Genomic DNA, 15,530 nt, shown 5'->3' with positions numbered 1-15,530 from the left:
CTAAGTATAGGGCGTTGCGCTATTTTGCACGCTGACCCACCAATACTGCCGAAACAGGTTACGGTTAGTTGTGTACCTCTAACTTCTTATGGCTTCCTTCAGACCCCACCGTTGGCCAGTGACGCCCTTGCCATTCAGATTATCTTCCCCTTAGTCAGGGTGATAAGGCATCTTTCAGCCTATCGGGTTTGCCAGCTTCGCTGGGCAAACAAAAAAACACGATAGTGATAAACACATCGTGTTTTTTGTAACACTTAGGGTTAAGCGAGGGCTTTAACTTCATCCCATAAGCGTGCAACTAATGCCTTGTCTTCTTCGTTAAGCTCGCCGTTGCGATATGCTTTAACTAAGCTTTGCTCTACAGTTTCGTTTAGCTCATCTATACTGATTGTCAGCTTTTCTACTTCGGCATAACCAACTGCAAGATCAAAATGACCTCGTAAATAGCCGCCAGCAAATAACTCATCGTCAGTTGCTTTTATTACTAAATCATCGAAGTACTGCTGGGCTGCATCGATATAGTTCACTAAACTCATTTATTAATCTCCTGGTTTTGCAAAGCACCTATATTTTCAATGTTGTGGTGCCCTACTGCATACATAATATGGTCGTTAAATCCGGTGGTTACTTTAATATAACCCGTTAATTCATCATCTAATTCGCCATCGCCTGTATCACAAATAAGGGGGCGACCATTAAGCGCTTGTAGTTTTGTTTTAGTTGCTACTACAATAATATTTTCTTTGCCAATTGCGCGTATAAGCACAGGACTCAATTGCTGGTTACCACGGCCAAATATATGCCCTTGCCCGCCAATGAGCGTAATGACTAACTTAGTACTTTGATCATGTGTAAGCTCAAGTAATTGTTTAGCCGTTAAATCTTGGGCAACTAAGGTTTGATCTTTTATTAAATCAACACCAAGTAACGTATTTTCAAGCCCCATTTCTTCCATTATGGCTTCAANCCGTTGAGCCGCTACCCATAATATAAAATGTGTCTTCATCCATTTGCGATACAACATGCGCTGCAATGTCGGCAAGTACGAGTTCGTCGGTTTCTTTACCGCCATTTTTAACCGCTTGCATATAGCGTACTTCGCTAGGTGTTTGCATTTCGCCGTAGCGTTTGGCTTTTACTGTGCCTTGCCTGAAAGCATCTTCATCTATATCCATTACATCTGCATCGGCTAAGGTAACTAACTCACCCTTAACCAGCATTTCGACTACGCGCCCTGCAGCCTTTGGCGTGATAGCGTAAACACCAGAATGAATTTTACAACCTGCGGGAATACCAAGTACGGGAATGGTATCCTCTATTGCATGGCAAATGTTACGTGCTGTACCGTCGCCTCCGGCAAATAAGACCAAATCAACACCAGAGTTTTTAAGTATTTTTGCGGCTTGTTCTGTGTCATCTGGGGTTGTTATTGCAGAAGTGTTATATACAACCTCTACATTAAAGCCCAAAGCTTTTGCTGTTTGCTCACCCATGTCACCGTTAACAGTGTAAATAGTTAAGCGTTCTTTATAAGGTAATAGCACCTCAAGCGCTGCTTTTGTTCGGCTATTTGCTTTTGGCTCTGCACCTAATTCAATTGCTTTAGCGGCTGTGTGTGCGCCATCACTGCCTTTTAAGGCAACTGTGCCGCCTAAACCTGCTACAGGGTTTACAATTAAGCCTAATTTAAACGCCATTACAAAGCTCCTTTGGGTGTTGCCAATTAAATTGCTGCGCTGTTAATGGCCACGGTGTATTGTAAAAATCACAGAGTGCTTTTAAAAGTGATTCTGTACGAGAGTTAAAGCCATTTTCGATTAACGATAATACCCGTGCATATACTCGCTGCTGAAAATCAAACCGACATGTTTGCTCGCCGTTTAAGTTATCCACCGACACATTAAAATTAAACCCTGCTGCGGTGCTTAATAACCACTCTATCGCTTGGGGCTTTACTTCTACATTTTCAAACTCAGCTTGTTTTTGTTTGTCGCGCCCGTCTGGGCAGTACCAATAGCCGTAATCTTCTAATAACCGACGTGCATCACCGGCCACCAGCCAGTGTGCTAGCTCATGTAATGCACTGGCATAAAAACCATGCGCAAATACAACTTGGTGATATGGCACCTGCTCTGTTGCTGGTAAATACACAGGCTCACAATCGCCTTTTATCAGTCGTGTATTGTGACTTTGATAAAAAGTGCGCTCAAAAATTGAAATTAGATCAGCTATTTGATGCATAAAAATTGATTAATTCGTCTCGGTTACAGCGCCATATTAGCGCACTAAAAACGAGACGAATTGTACGGGCTTTTACAACTAAAGTAAAAATAAGGCGTGATAGTAAAATATAAGCGGACTAATCTTTCACTTTATTGATATTTTTAATAATACCTAAACAGTAAAGAGTATTACCAAGTTCTTTACGTTGTGTTTTTTCACCTGAGGTTTTATTGGCTAAGCTAGTTAACATATCGTACCGTTTACGTAGAGTTAGTATATATCTGGCATGTCTACGGCATTCAAAGCAATGAGTACAGTGAGAATCAACCCAAAAATCAAGTACCTCAAACCAATATTGCTGCTCTTGAGCAAAAAAATAAATGCCTTAGAGCAACTTTCGCACTTCTCTTCAATATCAACATAAAGTGCCCGAGGGTCAATGGCATAGTTTTGCTTTTTTATATCTGCCAATATTGCCGTATCAGGGAAGTATTTAAGCCTCGAGTAATGCCAGTGCGCATTCTCTATCGTCTCTATTGTCACTGAGGTATTGGTAGTTATCGGTTTATTGCCATACCTTGGGTGATTTAGATACATGAGCTGCCTAGTTTAAACTTATGATTTTAAGGCATAGAACATGCCATATGAAGAACAATAATTATACAGGCGTTCCTGCTTCATCACACTCTACAATATCGGTTTCGGTTAATGCCTGAGTGATCCATACTTGTAATACTGGGCAACGCATAGCAAAGTCACAATATTGTTGCGCCTCTGGCGATAACGTAATTTGATATGTTTTTTAAACGCAATACAATAGGTACGTACATAGCATCAGCAATACTAAAGTCACCAAAAAACCACTCATTTGGAAACACATCTTGTTGCTGTGCAAATATCTCGTCTATACGGGCTATGTCTTTTAATGCTTCGCTCGATAGGTCTACTTTACGGGTAGCTCTTATATTCATTGGCATTTCGCTGCGCAGCGCCATAAAGCCTGAATGCATTTCAGCGCTTAGCGCACGCGCTTTAGCTCTTTGGGTAATATATTTTGGCCATGCAGCGCCTGATAAGTAAGCATCGTTAATATATTCACAAATTGCTAGCGAATCCCATACCTGTAAATCGCCATCAATTAACGCTGGAACTTTTTGCACAGCAAAGGTCTTTTTTAGTTCATTGTAAAAATCAGGGGTGTCGAGTACCAGCTGGGTTTCACTAAACTCAACATCAAACCTACTCATTAAATACCATGCGCGTAATGACCAGCTGGAGTAGTTTTTATTACCGATGAATAATTGCATATTGTAAATACCAAAGTGAATAGACGCTCCTACCTTACTAGGTGATTGAAAAACCAACAACACTTTGTTTAAAGTCTCTTTGCTAACGGTTACTTAAAACTATTAATTAATTACTCACTTAACTGCTTGTTTAAATGTTTTTTTAATAGTTGTGTATTACGCGTGTTAGCTTTAAAAAACGCATCAAAAATATCACCAAAAAATGGTACTAAACCGCCCACAAAATCTATGAGCATATTGATAATCATCTTAGTCTTTATACGTTTACTCACACCTAAACGCTGCGCTTCTATAAGCACATAGCTTGATAAAATTAGCCCTGCGGCATCACCTATAACAGGAATTAAACCAATCACCGCCTCCAAACCTATATTAAACTTAGTAAAAGGAATGCCAATGCTGTTATCGGTTAACTTACTGAAACGTTCTAAGCGGGCTATTGCAGCTTGGGCTTTTATTTGTGAGTGTTCATTAATATTATCGTTCATGATTACTACCCTCCTTCTTGCAGTATATAGGGCTTACTTGAACAACTCCTGAAAGGCTCTTAACTAAATTACAGATATAAAAAAACGCGGTAATCCGCGTTTTCTTATAATTATAAATACTTACACTGAGCCGTTAATTGGCCCGTGTTCGTGGTTTACATGTGGGTTTTGTCCGCGTTGACGCAGTAAGTGGTCCATTAAGGTAATAGCCATCATTGCCTCAGCAATCGGGATTGCACGAATGCCAACACACGGATCGTGACGACCTTTAGTGATCATCTCTACCGCTTCGTTGCTTGTATTAATACTCTTACCCGGAATAGTAATGCTCGACGTTGGTTTTAGCGCAATAGAAGCAATAATATCTTGCCCTGTCGAAATCCCCGCAAGTACACCACCTGCATGATTTGATGTAAAACCTTCAGGGGTTAGCTCGTCGCGATGCTCAGAGCCTTTTTGCTCAACTACGTCAAAGCCATCACCAATTTCAACGCCTTTAACTGCGTTAATACTCATTAATGAGTGTGCAAGTTCGGCGTCAAGACGGTCAAATACTGGCTCACCAAGGCCAACTGGTACATTGCTTGCCACTACTTTTACTTTAGCGCCAACTGAGTCACCTTGCTTTTTAAGGTCACGCATATATTCGTCAAGTGCTTCAAGCTTACTTGCATCAGGGAAAAAGAATAAGTTGTTTTCCACTTCATCCCAGTCAAACGTTTCCGCCTTGATAGGACCAAGCTGACTTAAGCATGCTTTAACTTCAATACCATGAAATTGCTTTAAGTATTTTTTAGCAATAGCACCTGCCGCTACGCGTATCGCGGTTTCGCGTGCAGACGAACGGCCACCACCGCGATAATCGCGCAAGCCGTACTTATGCCAATACGTGTAATCGCCATGACCTGGGCGAAATACATCTTTAATTTTGCCGTAATCTTGCGAGCGTTGATCGGTGTTTTCAATCAATAAACCAATGCTAGTACCTGTGGTTTTACCTTCAAAAACGCCTGCTAATATTTTTATTTGATCGCTTTCACGGCGCTGCGTTGTATAACGGCTTTGGCCTGGTTTTCGGCGATCTAAATCAATTTGTAAGTCGGCCTCTGTGATTTCGAGACCTGCGGGAGTACCATCAACAACGCCGCCTAATGCAACGCCGTGGCTCTCACCAAAGGTGGACACTTTAAATAACTGCCCAATGCTATTACCTGCCATTAACTTTCCTCATTCCTAATGACTACCAATAGCCAAGCACAGGGCTTGGCTATTCATTTTTTACTTATTTTGCAAAATACTCATCTAGCTGCTTTTTACTAATTACAAATACACCTAAGCCGCCTTGTTCAAATTCAATCCATTCAAACGGCGCGCCCGGATACAGTGCATCCATATGTACCATAGAGTTACCAACTTCTACAAATAACAAACCGTTATCAGTTAGATGTTCACTCGCTTCGCTCAATATAGTACGGGTTACATCTAAACCATCGTGGCCTGATGCAAGCCCAAGCTCTGGCTCATGATGAAATTCGCGTGGTAAGTCAGCCATATCTTCTGCATCAACATACGGTGGGTTTGCTACTATAAGGTCGTATTTTTGACCTGGTACACCGCTAAATACATCAGACTGAATCGGTAACACGCGATCACTCAACATGTAATCGTTAATGTTAATGTCTGTGACTTCAAGCGCTTCATACGATATATCTACCGCATCAACTTGTGCCTGCTCAAAAGCTTGCGCAAGTGCAATTGCGATACAACCCGAACCCGTACATAAATCTAATATACGGTTTACCGATTGTGGCTCTTCAAGCCACGGCGTAAAGCGGTTACTAATAAGCTCGGCAAATGGTGAGCGAGGTATAAGTACACGTTCATCAACATAAAACGGCATACCCGCAAACCATGCAATGTTTGTTAAGTAAGGTACTGGTGTGCAGTCGTTAATACGTTCTGCAATAAGACCCGCAAGTCGGTTTTTTTCTGTGCTTGTTAAACGCGCGTGCATTAATTCTTTTGGCGCATCAACAGGCAAGCTAAGCGCAGGCAGTAATAAGCTTACAGCTTCATCCCATGCGTTATCTGTACCGTGTCCAAAAAATATACTACTACTTGCAAATTGGCTTGTAGTCCAACGTAACCAGTCATGTAAAGTTGACAGTTCTGCAACGGCTTCTTCGAGTGTTGCTTCTTCTATTTGTAAATCGCTCATATATTTTTACCTGTATTAGCTTACTGACTGTTTTGAGTCTTTAAGACGATTGCATTGCCTATCTGCGCTGGGCAAATTACAATTGCCCCTCATTTAAGTATTGTACCGCCTTTTGCGCTGCGTTTTTACGTTTTTTTGTTTAGGTAATAGTTATGAAAAAAGACACTCCATCACATTCGTCCCTAAGCAATGACGACATAAGCTTATTTCGTCAAACGATCACAGGCGCCAAAGTATTTAAACAAGATACTCATCGTTTTGATACAAAGCCTAAGGTGTCACAAGCTAAGCAATTTGCCCAGCAAAAAAAGCAGGCTCAATCTGAATTTTTCTTCTCAGACGTTTATATTCCCGATATAGACACCCACGGCACGGTTAAATATGTAAAACCTGGCCAAAATACTTTCCTAGCTAAACAGCTTCGCCGTGGTGACTTTGCACCCGATTTGACGCTAGATTTACATGGCTTAAATAAAGAACTTGCTAAAGACGAACTCGCTGGACTCATTCACGAATGTAAAAAGCAGCATTATTATTGTGCATGTGTAGTGCACGGTATTGGTGGCGGCGTACTAAAGCACAAAGTGCCTCAGTACTTAGTACAGCACCCTGACGTAATAGCGATGCACCAAGCCCCTCTCGAATATGGTGGAAGAGGCGCTGTACTTATTTTAATTAATTTACCGCAAAGTGATGAATTTAGACGCTAACTTTAGCCATTACTAGGATGTAACTACGTGCATATTTTTTCAATTATTTTTCCGCTCATTTTTATTGTGGCACTGGGTTATGGATGTTGTAAGTTAAAGTTTTTTAACGAACAACACATTGCGGGTCTAAGTAAATTTACTTTTTATGTGAGTTTACCGGCCTTTTTAGTACTAAATATGTCGCAAATAAACTTACAGCAAAGTATTAGCCTTTTTGCATTTTTGAGCTTTTACATACCTGTTTTGAGTGTGTTTGGATTAGGCATTTTAATTGACCGCTTTTACTTAAATAAGCCATGTCTCAATAATAAAGCAATAAATTATCAACAACACAGCGTATTTGGTTTGGCAGGAAGTTATTCAAATATGGTGTTGGTAGGTATCCCAATTGTTATAGCGTCACTGGGTAAAGAGATGATTGCTATTGCATTTATGATCATCACCTTTCATAGCACATTGCTATTTGCCCTGACCTTTTTAATTGGGGCAAAAGGAAGTGCTGAAAACTTCTCATGGTATAACTTTAGCAAGAGTATGGTGCTAAACCCTATCGTACTGAGTATTGGTTGCGGGTTGATCATTAATGTATCTGGGCTTAGCTTATATGACAATTTAGTAAGCAGTATAGATTTACTCGCCAAACCCGCTATTCCGTGTGCTTTATTTGTACTAGGCGCAAACTTAGTATTTTATAAAATAGCCTCAAACTGGCAGCCCGCGCTTATATCTTCATTATTAAAAATTATTATATTACCGGCTGGGGTATTTGTTGCAGCAACTTATGTGTTTGAGTTAGATGAGCAAATAAGAAATGTGCTAGTTCTATTGAGTGCATCACCTGTAGGGGTAAATGCTTACTTAATTGCGTGTCAGTTAAAACAGCATCAAGCAACGCTTGCAGGGACGGTGGTACTTTCTACTATATTGTGTATGTTGAGTTTTAGCTTTTGGTTGGCTATTTTGCTTTAAACAACTATATAACTAACAAAACTGCCATGAGCTATATAATTGTTTGATCAAATTACTTTAAGGCCGCTACAACAGATATTTCTACGAGTAGTGCATCACGTGCCATTTTAGCTTCCACACAGGCACGTGCTGGTGCATAACCCTCGGGTACCCATGCATCCCATACTGCATTCATATCAGCGAAGTATTCCATGCTCTTTACATAAATAGTCGCGCTAAGCATATGTTCTTTTGAACTCCCTGCTTCATCAAGCAGCGCCTCTACTTTATCAAGCATAGTTTGAGTTTGCTCTTTAATACCTTTTTGCGCGTCGGCGCATACCTGCCCACATAAATAAACAGTGCCGTTGTGTTTTACTATGCGGCTCATGCGCGCACCTGTTTGTAAGCGTTCTATCGTCATATTACTTTTCTCAATTATTTATATTAAAGGTTTTCTGGGGCATTTATACTTATATAACTACTACGCTGGGTTTGCTCATCATAACTAATAACAGCAACAGCACCTGTATTAAAAATTGGCATATTACCAGGGCTTAATTGGTCCACTAAATAACTTACAATAGGCATGTGTGCCACTATAAGCCATGTGTTGCATTGGGGATGAGTAGCAATAAGCGTTTCAAGATAGTCAGCAGCAATTTGAGGTTTGCCTTCGGGGATAATATCGGATGTGGTTTCGCTAAATTTAAATACGTTATTTTTAGCCACACCTGCAGCTGTTTGCTGTGCACGAATGTAAGGACTAACTAACAGTGCATCAGGGCAATGTGCTTTACTGAGCCAAAGGCCCATTTTTTCAGCTTCATCGTGCCCTGCTTGGGTTAAATTTCTACCTGCATCATCAGCCTGCATGGGTGTTGCTTCGCCGTGGCGCATTATTAGGATTGTTTTCATAAAAAATCAACCGATTAAAGAATATAAAACAGTAGCCAGTTTGCCCATTTGTCAGCTATATTAACAACATAAATCTATTTATTTCTAAATAATTCTTTCATGAGATTCAGGTAAATCTTTAAGCTGTATTTCGCTTTCCTGAAGCCATCATCTGTTGTTAACAAGTAAACGTTTAGTTTCAGGAGCATCATTTGAATATCAGCCGCAATGATAACAGAGCATACCGCGCCTTTACACTGGACAATGGTCTAAAAGTACTATTAGTGCAAGATAAAGATTCTACAAAAGCGGCAGCATCAATGGCAGTTAACGCCGGGCATTTTGACGATCCTCTTGATAGGCAAGGCCTAGCACACTTTTTAGAGCACATGCTTTTTTTAGGCACAGACCAATACCCAGATTCAGGCAGTTTTAATAATTTTGTTTCGCAAGCTGGCGGGAACACTAATGCGTGGACTGGCACTGAGCATACCTGTTACTTTTTTGATATTAATAACCAAGAATTTGAACAGGCGCTTACCCAATTTAGCCGTTTTTTTATTGCGCCACTTTTAAATTCAGCCGAAACAGAAAAAGAACGCAACGCAATTGAAGCCGAGTTTAAACTAAAAATAAAAGACGATGGTCGCCGTATTTATCAAGCCCACAAAGAAACGGTAAATCCAGCTCATCCATTTGCTAAATTTTCTGTAGGAAACCTACAAACCTTAGCTGACAGAGAGCGCTGTATTAGTGATGAGCTTCGCGACTTTTTTAATAGTCAGTACCAAGCTCAGTGGATGACTTTAGTTATTTGCGCAAACGAAACATTAAACACACTACAAAGCTGGGCACAAACTTACTTTGGCGCAATTAAGGGTAATAAAAACCTCAAAAAGCCAGAGATCAGTGAGCCACTCTATCGCAAACAAGACATAGGAAAAATACTTCATATTGAGCCGCATAAGCATATGCAAAAACTTATCATAAGTTTTGCTATGCCTAATATTGACGACTTTTATCGCCACAAAACAGTGAGTTTTATTGCCCATTTACTTGGCTATGAAGGCGCGGGTTCTCTTTATTCTATTTTAAAAGAGCAAGGCTGGATAAACGCGCTTTCTGCTGGCGGTGGTATTAATGGCAGCAACTTTAAAGACTTTAATATTAGTTTAGCGCTTACCGATGAAGGTATTGAATACTTCGAAGACATTATTGAAATGGTGTTTGAATACATTTGCTTAATTAACGATAACACCGAAAAATTGCCGCGCTTATACCAAGATAAAAAAAATCTATTACAAATAGCATTCGATAACCAAGAAAAGTCACGCTTGATTGATTGGGTCAGTAATTTAAGCATTAATATGCAGCATTACGACGAAGCAAATTACGTGCAAGGCGACTATTTAATGGAAGGCTTTAAAAAAGCGACCCACGAAATGGCCATGCAGTGGTTAACGCCACATAATATGCGCATCGTACTTATACATCCAGATGTAGAGCCTGAACATAAAACCGCATGGTACAACACACCATATAAAGTAGAACATATTTCACCTAATTGGCTTGATGCACTTAGCGAGATAAATAAACCGCTGAGCGAAATGCTGCTGCCTACCGCTAATCCTTATTTGACAAAAGAAGTGGTGTTATTTGATGTCATAAAACCACAAACGAAACCCGAGTTATTAGTAAAAGAACCCGGTTTTGACTTTTGGTTTAAACAAGACAACACATTTCGTGTTGCTAAAGGTCATTTTTATTTGGCCATGGATTCTGATTTTGCCGTAAAAGATGTAAAGCATATGGCACTCACCCGCTTATTTACAGATTTATTTATGGATAGCGTAGGCGAGCAATTTTATCCTGCAGAACTTGCAGGACTTAGCTACCACTTAACCTCGCATCAAGGTGGATTAACTCTACATACCGCTGGGCTTTCATCCAGTCAGTTAGAGCTTGTTGATCAATTAATAGATGCTTTATTTAATGTAGAAATTTGTGCAAAACGCTTTGCTGAATATAAAAAACAACTTGTAAGGCATTGGCGCAATAGCAACCAAAACAAACCAGTCAGTGAGTTATTTAGTATTTTAGGCGCAAAAATAATGCCTTGGAACCCTCAACCTGGGGAGCTTGCATCGGCATTAAAAAACACCTGTTTTCAGCAATTTAATGAGTTCAGAACAGACTTTTTTAAAGCACTACATGTTGAATCATTTTTACATGGTAACTGGCAGCAAAGTGATGCATTAGCCTTTCAAAAAAAGGTCGCCGAACACCTAAAAAACGCAGCCATAATTGAAGATTTAAGACGCCCCCTTTTTGAAATTAAAAAAGTAACTCGCTACGAGTTAGAACTTCCTTGTAGCGACCATGCAATGGTTATTTACTATCAAGCGCAAATGGATTGCGTGGCCGAAAAAGTAAAAATGATGGCGTTAAATCATTTAATTAATCAAGATTACTTTAACGAGTTACGAACAACACAACAGCTAGGTTATTTAGTGGGCGCAGGTTATGCACCTTTTAATACTCGTGCTGGAATAGCATTTTATGTGCAGTCACCTAAGTTTGATGCAAAAACATTATTGCATCGTCATAACAGCTTTATTAAAAAATACCTTGATAACATTGATGCACTTGATGAAAACGATTGGCAACAGCAAAAACATGGCCTTAGTACTCATATTGCAGAAAAAGATAAAAACTTGCGCCTGCGCTCACAACGGTTATGGCTTGCTATTGGTAACAGAGATCATGAATTTCATATGCAGCAGCGACTTTTAGATGCCCTAAACGCACTAACACTAAGAGAAGTAAAAGTTTATGCACTAAGCCTATTTGATGATAATAGACCAAGATATGAGCTTTTAAGCTCGGCGAAAGTCAGTAAATCTCAAAATATGCCCGTTTACTCTCAATCTCTTTGACTCTAGGTTTAGCTTGTTTTAAATTATCATTTGTAAATTAGAAGTAATCAAAAAATGATAAAAACAATAATAAAACTAAGCATGCTTGTAGTACTTGCTTACTCATTTGAGCTTTTTGCCTTTGAGTCATCACTTAATTACAACTCAGACAATATACTTATACTAGCAAGCGCCATTATATCGCTTGCTTTGCCGTACCTGTTATTTGTAATCCACAAACTTAGACGTTCACGCCGCCAACTTCGACTTTCGGAAAAACGCCTTAAAAGTACCGTAGAAGGTAGCGGCGATACACTTTGGGACTGGAACATAAAAACAGGCGAAGTTATTCGCATTAACGATAAGTATTTAATGGACTCAACTACGTTAATGGGGTTTCCACCAAATAAAGGCCTTATCCATCCTCACGATATTAATAACGTTGAGCACTTGCTAAAAGTGCACTTTGCAGAGCAGTCTGCTTTTTTTGAAGCCACCTACCGAATCAAAGATACTTTTGGTCGTTGGCACTGGGTGCTCGATCGCGGAAAAATAATTGAAAAAGACGCCAACTTATCCCCCCTTAGAATGACAGGTACCGTTCGCGATATATCACAGTTAAAATCAACTGAAGAGCGCTTAAACCTTTTTGCAAAATGTGTTGAGTCGCTCACTGACGCCTTAGCAATTTATGATAAAAACTTTAAACTGGTTGATATAAACCCCAGCTTTTTAACCTTATTTGGTGGCGTACGCGAACAATACTTAGGAAAAGATTTTAGCCTATCTGGTTATGAGCCAAGCTACACAAACAGAATTATTGAAATAGTAAAAGAGCGCGAACATATTCAACAAGAAGTGAAGCTTCGTAATAGTGAGCGCATTTTATTGCCGATAGAAATATCGATAGATGAAATTAAAAACGATCAAAATCAAATAACTAATTATGTCGTTGTATATTCAGATTTAACAGAGCGTAAAAAAGCAGAATCGCAATTACATAACTTATCGAATCGAGATCGCACAACCAGTCTGCCTAACCGAAATTTATTTTTTACTGATTTGCAAAAGCTAGTAAAGCTCAATTCGCATCACGCCTTACTTGTGTTCGATTTAGATAACTTTAAAAAAATAAATGACTCGTTAGGACATCAGCTAGGTGACAGCTTATTAGCTAAACTAGCAATGCGCTTAAATAAACTAACCCGTGAAAATGATGTATTTTATCGTTTAGGCGGCGATGAGTTTGCTCTGGTAATGTCTGACACTAACGACATACATGTAATTACACGCATGGCTAAACAGTTTTTAGCAGCCATTGCTACACCATTTAAAATGGCAGGCCACGAACTGGCAATCACCTCAAGTGTAGGTATTGTATTATTCCCTGAAGACGGTAATACACCTGAACTGCTTTTAAAAAATGCAGATACCGCGATGTATCATGCTAAAAAGAAAGGTAATAGCTACCTATTTTTTAACGACACGATGAACCGTCAAGCCGTTAAACGACTGCAAATTGAAAACCTCATGCGCTTTGGTTTAAAAGAAGACCATTTTGAAGTGTACTACCAACCAAAAATGAATATTCGCACAGGCAAGCTAACCGGAATGGAAGCATTAGTGCGCTTTATTACACCCAAAAAAGGCATTATTAGTCCGGGAGTTTTTATACCTATAGCCGAGGAAACGGGCCAAATAATTGAAATTGGTGAGGTGGTATTAAACAAAGCCTGCAGAGACGTAAAAGAATGGCTAGATAGCGGTTTATTTAGCGGCCGAGTAGCTGTCAACTTATCAGCAAAGCAATTTAGCCTCCCCGATTTAACCTCTCGTATTGACGTTATTTTGCAAAAAAATGAATTACCTTCTTACTTTTTAGAGCTTGAAATAACAGAAGGTACTGTAATGGATGACCCTAAAGAAGCCATTGCAATTATGCGTTCGTTAAGTGCCCGAGGTATTCATTTAGCAATGGATGATTTTGGTACTGGTTATTCATCATTAGCGTATTTAAAGCAATTTCCGCTTAATACACTTAAAGTAGATAAAGCATTTATAGATGACATGACCAACGAACGTGGCCGTAATATGGTCGACTCAATAGTCACTATTGCACATAACCTTGATTTACATGTAGTGGCTGAAGGTGTAGAACAAGCTCATCAAATTGATATACTCAAAAAGCTTAATTGCGAAACAGTACAAGGTTATTACTATTCTAAGCCTCTATCAAAAAGTGAATTTACTGAATTTTTAAAGCAACAACAAACTAAAGCAGCCCCAAGCTTAATTAGAAAAAATAAAAATGTGGCGTCAATAAATTAAGGGCGCCATATACACGCATTTATTCCTACATTTCTTACTAAAGCACGACGATAATGTAGATTAAACAAGCACCAGGCTACAGGTCCAAGTAAACCGCCTAAAATCAGCCATCGCTTAATTGGCATGCCTTTTTTAATGGTTTCTAAATACATTAAAGCTATAAATGCACTGCTTAGTAAAACTATAAACAAAGCTACCCCTTAAAATTGCTCAAAAATACGGCGTTTATTCTAACGCTAACGTGATTAAATTTAAAGCAACAAATCCCCGCGCACAAAAAATCCGAACCTGTTAAACACAGATTCGGCTTTTAAAATTATAATTTACAAGTTACTTTTCAGCACGACCCATAAATTTGTGTTCAACAGTATTAATACGGATACGGTCACCTGTTGAAATATGCTCTGGCACAGAAATATTTAAGCCAGTAGACATACGTGCAGGTTTTGAACGAGCACTTGCAGATGCACCTTTAATAGATGGGTCTGTTTCTTCAACAACAAGTTCAACACTTGATGGTAAATCAAGTCCTACTGGCGCGCCATCAATAACAATGACGTGTACGCCTTGCGTTTCTTCATTAACAAACAAAATTTCTTCGCTAATAGCATCTTTGTTTAAGTTGTAAGGCGTGTAATCTTCATTATCCATGAACACATACTCGTCGCCATCAATGTACGATAGCATTACTTCACGGCGTGTTAAATCAGCCAGCGTTAGCATGTCACTGTCTTTGAATGTTTCGTCAACTTTACCACCGGTTACCACATCGTATAAACGCATACGGTATAAACTACCACCAGCACGACCTTGCGGCACAGAGCGCACAATATCTTTTACAACTAAAACGCGGCCATTGAAGTCAATAGCAGTACCTTTTTTAACATCACTCGCCTTTGGCATGTGTGAATTCCTATTATTTTTTTGATTGGCAGAAACATACCACGAACTGGATTTTGTTCAACTAAAATTACGTTGGTTTTACGCTACATGTTGTATTAGCTTGTAAAATTTTAATTTATACTAAAATACATATAATCAAATGTGAAAAAAACTGCTATGGTAGCTTTACCGAGTATGACTTCAAGGAATGGATCATGGACCAGAAAAAAGTACATGAGTATTTAGTTAAAAAACCACTTGTTCAGGTTACAAAACCATTTGCGCAAGAGGTTGATGTATATAAAGTGAATCATAAAATGTTTGCGACTCTTGCTATTGGCAATGACGGTCAAACTAATGATGATGGTGAGGTTATTTGGTGGCTTAACTTAAAATGCGATCCTGATGAAGCAATATCATTGCGTGATACTTTCCCGGCAGTGATCCCTGGTTACCATATGAATAAACGCTTATGGAACACAGTAATTTTAGACGGCACAATTGCACAAAGTGAAATTGAGAGAATGATTGATAACTCATTTAATTTAGTCGTAGAAAACATGCCAGAAAAAGACCGAAAAGCTATCGCACTTCACTTGTAGCACTTTTTGGGC

At 39.3% G+C, this 15,530-nt stretch carries 14 protein-coding genes and 3 pseudogenes; 5 read left to right on the top strand and 12 right to left on the bottom strand.

What is annotated here, in order from left to right; translation table 11 throughout:
• Nucleotides 1-260: 260 nt before the first annotated feature.
• The 8 genes and pseudogenes from L655_RS0106430 to prmB all read right to left on the bottom strand — a co-directional run bounded on the left by L655_RS0106430 (nt 261) and on the right by prmB (nt 6,236).
• A complete protein-coding gene (locus L655_RS0106430) occupies nt 261-536 on the bottom strand; it encodes a YfcL family protein (RefSeq protein WP_024596509.1) in 276 nt (91 codons plus the stop codon).
• A pseudogene (locus L655_RS01000000125225) lies at nt 533-1,697 on the bottom strand (ATP-NAD kinase family protein). The gene L655_RS0106430 and the pseudogene L655_RS01000000125225 overlap by 4 nt, the downstream one beginning before the upstream one ends.
• Nucleotides 1,687-2,241, bottom strand: a complete 555-nt coding sequence (locus tag L655_RS0106420) for an elongation factor P hydroxylase (protein ID WP_024604481.1) — start codon at nt 2,239-2,241, stop codon at nt 1,687-1,689. The pseudogene L655_RS01000000125225 and the gene L655_RS0106420 overlap by 11 nt, the downstream one beginning before the upstream one ends.
• Nucleotides 2,242-2,543: 302 nt before the next feature.
• Nucleotides 2,544-2,605: pseudogene (locus L655_RS1000000127895) on the bottom strand (hypothetical protein); the annotation flags it as partial.
• 276 nt (nt 2,606-2,881) lie between these two features.
• Nucleotides 2,882-3,530: pseudogene (locus L655_RS01000000125220) on the bottom strand (glutathione S-transferase family protein).
• A gap of 110 nt (nt 3,531-3,640) precedes the next feature.
• The gene (locus tag L655_RS0106400) at nt 3,641-4,018 is read right to left on the bottom strand and encodes a DUF4112 domain-containing protein (protein ID WP_024604479.1); all 378 of its coding nucleotides are present in this window, start codon (nt 4,016-4,018) and stop codon (nt 3,641-3,643) included.
• A gap of 120 nt (nt 4,019-4,138) precedes the next feature.
• Nucleotides 4,139-5,236: a chorismate synthase gene (gene aroC / locus L655_RS0106395; RefSeq protein ID WP_007377744.1), complete on the bottom strand. Its 1,098-nt coding sequence runs from the start codon at nt 5,234-5,236 to the stop codon at nt 4,139-4,141.
• A 64-nt stretch (nt 5,237-5,300) separates the two neighbouring features.
• Nucleotides 5,301-6,236: a 50S ribosomal protein L3 N(5)-glutamine methyltransferase gene (prmB, locus tag L655_RS0106390; protein ID WP_007377743.1), complete on the bottom strand. Its 936-nt coding sequence runs from the start codon at nt 6,234-6,236 to the stop codon at nt 5,301-5,303.
• 152 nt (nt 6,237-6,388) lie between these two features.
• Between prmB and smrB the strand changes: the two genes are divergently transcribed.
• Nucleotides 6,389-6,946, top strand: coding sequence for an endonuclease SmrB (smrB, locus tag L655_RS0106385; protein ID WP_024604478.1), 558 nt, complete (start codon nt 6,389-6,391; stop codon nt 6,944-6,946).
• A 27-nt stretch (nt 6,947-6,973) separates the two neighbouring features.
• On the top strand, nt 6,974-7,915 hold the full coding sequence (locus L655_RS0106380) for an AEC family transporter (protein WP_024604477.1): 942 nt from the start codon (nt 6,974-6,976) through the stop codon (nt 7,913-7,915).
• 52 nt (nt 7,916-7,967) lie between these two features.
• Here the strand turns inward: L655_RS0106380 and L655_RS0106375 are convergent, their stop codons facing one another.
• Nucleotides 7,968-8,318, bottom strand: a complete 351-nt coding sequence (locus L655_RS0106375) for a RidA family protein (protein ID WP_024604476.1) — start codon at nt 8,316-8,318, stop codon at nt 7,968-7,970.
• Nucleotides 8,319-8,341: 23 nt separating this feature from the next.
• Nucleotides 8,342-8,812, bottom strand: coding sequence for a phosphohistidine phosphatase SixA (sixA, locus tag L655_RS0106370; protein WP_024593905.1), 471 nt, complete (start codon nt 8,810-8,812; stop codon nt 8,342-8,344).
• A 191-nt stretch (nt 8,813-9,003) separates the two neighbouring features.
• On the opposite strand from sixA, the gene L655_RS0106365 reads away from it, so the two are divergent.
• Nucleotides 9,004-11,727 carry an insulinase family protein gene (locus L655_RS0106365; RefSeq protein ID WP_024604475.1) on the top strand — a complete coding sequence of 908 codons (2,724 nt, stop codon included), beginning with the start codon at nt 9,004-9,006 and terminating at the stop codon, nt 11,725-11,727.
• A gap of 54 nt (nt 11,728-11,781) precedes the next feature.
• A complete protein-coding gene (locus L655_RS0106360; RefSeq protein WP_024604474.1) occupies nt 11,782-14,034 on the top strand; it encodes an EAL domain-containing protein in 2,253 nt (750 codons plus the stop codon).
• On the opposite strand, the gene L655_RS0106355 is transcribed toward L655_RS0106360, so the two are convergent.
• Together L655_RS0106355 and yeiP are read right to left on the bottom strand one after the other, a co-directional pair.
• Complete coding sequence (locus L655_RS0106355) at nt 14,031-14,225, bottom strand: hypothetical protein (RefSeq protein WP_024604473.1); 195 nt, start codon at nt 14,223-14,225, stop codon at nt 14,031-14,033. The genes L655_RS0106360 and L655_RS0106355 overlap by 4 nt on opposite strands.
• Before the next feature lie 139 nt (nt 14,226-14,364).
• Nucleotides 14,365-14,937: an elongation factor P-like protein YeiP gene (yeiP, locus tag L655_RS0106350; protein ID WP_002962153.1), complete on the bottom strand. Its 573-nt coding sequence runs from the start codon at nt 14,935-14,937 to the stop codon at nt 14,365-14,367.
• 194 nt (nt 14,938-15,131) lie between these two features.
• Here yeiP and L655_RS0106345 point away from each other — a divergent pair, with 194 nt between their 5' ends.
• Nucleotides 15,132-15,518, top strand: a complete 387-nt coding sequence (locus L655_RS0106345; protein ID WP_024596739.1) for an MmcQ/YjbR family DNA-binding protein — start codon at nt 15,132-15,134, stop codon at nt 15,516-15,518.
• Nucleotides 15,519-15,530: the final 12 nt, after the last annotated feature.

Source organism: Pseudoalteromonas sp. TAE79 (assembly GCF_000498015.1).
GTDB lineage: Bacteria > Pseudomonadota > Gammaproteobacteria > Enterobacterales > Alteromonadaceae > Pseudoalteromonas.
Note: the sequence above shows the minus strand (reverse complement) of the source record. Positions and strands in the feature narration are given on the sequence as shown.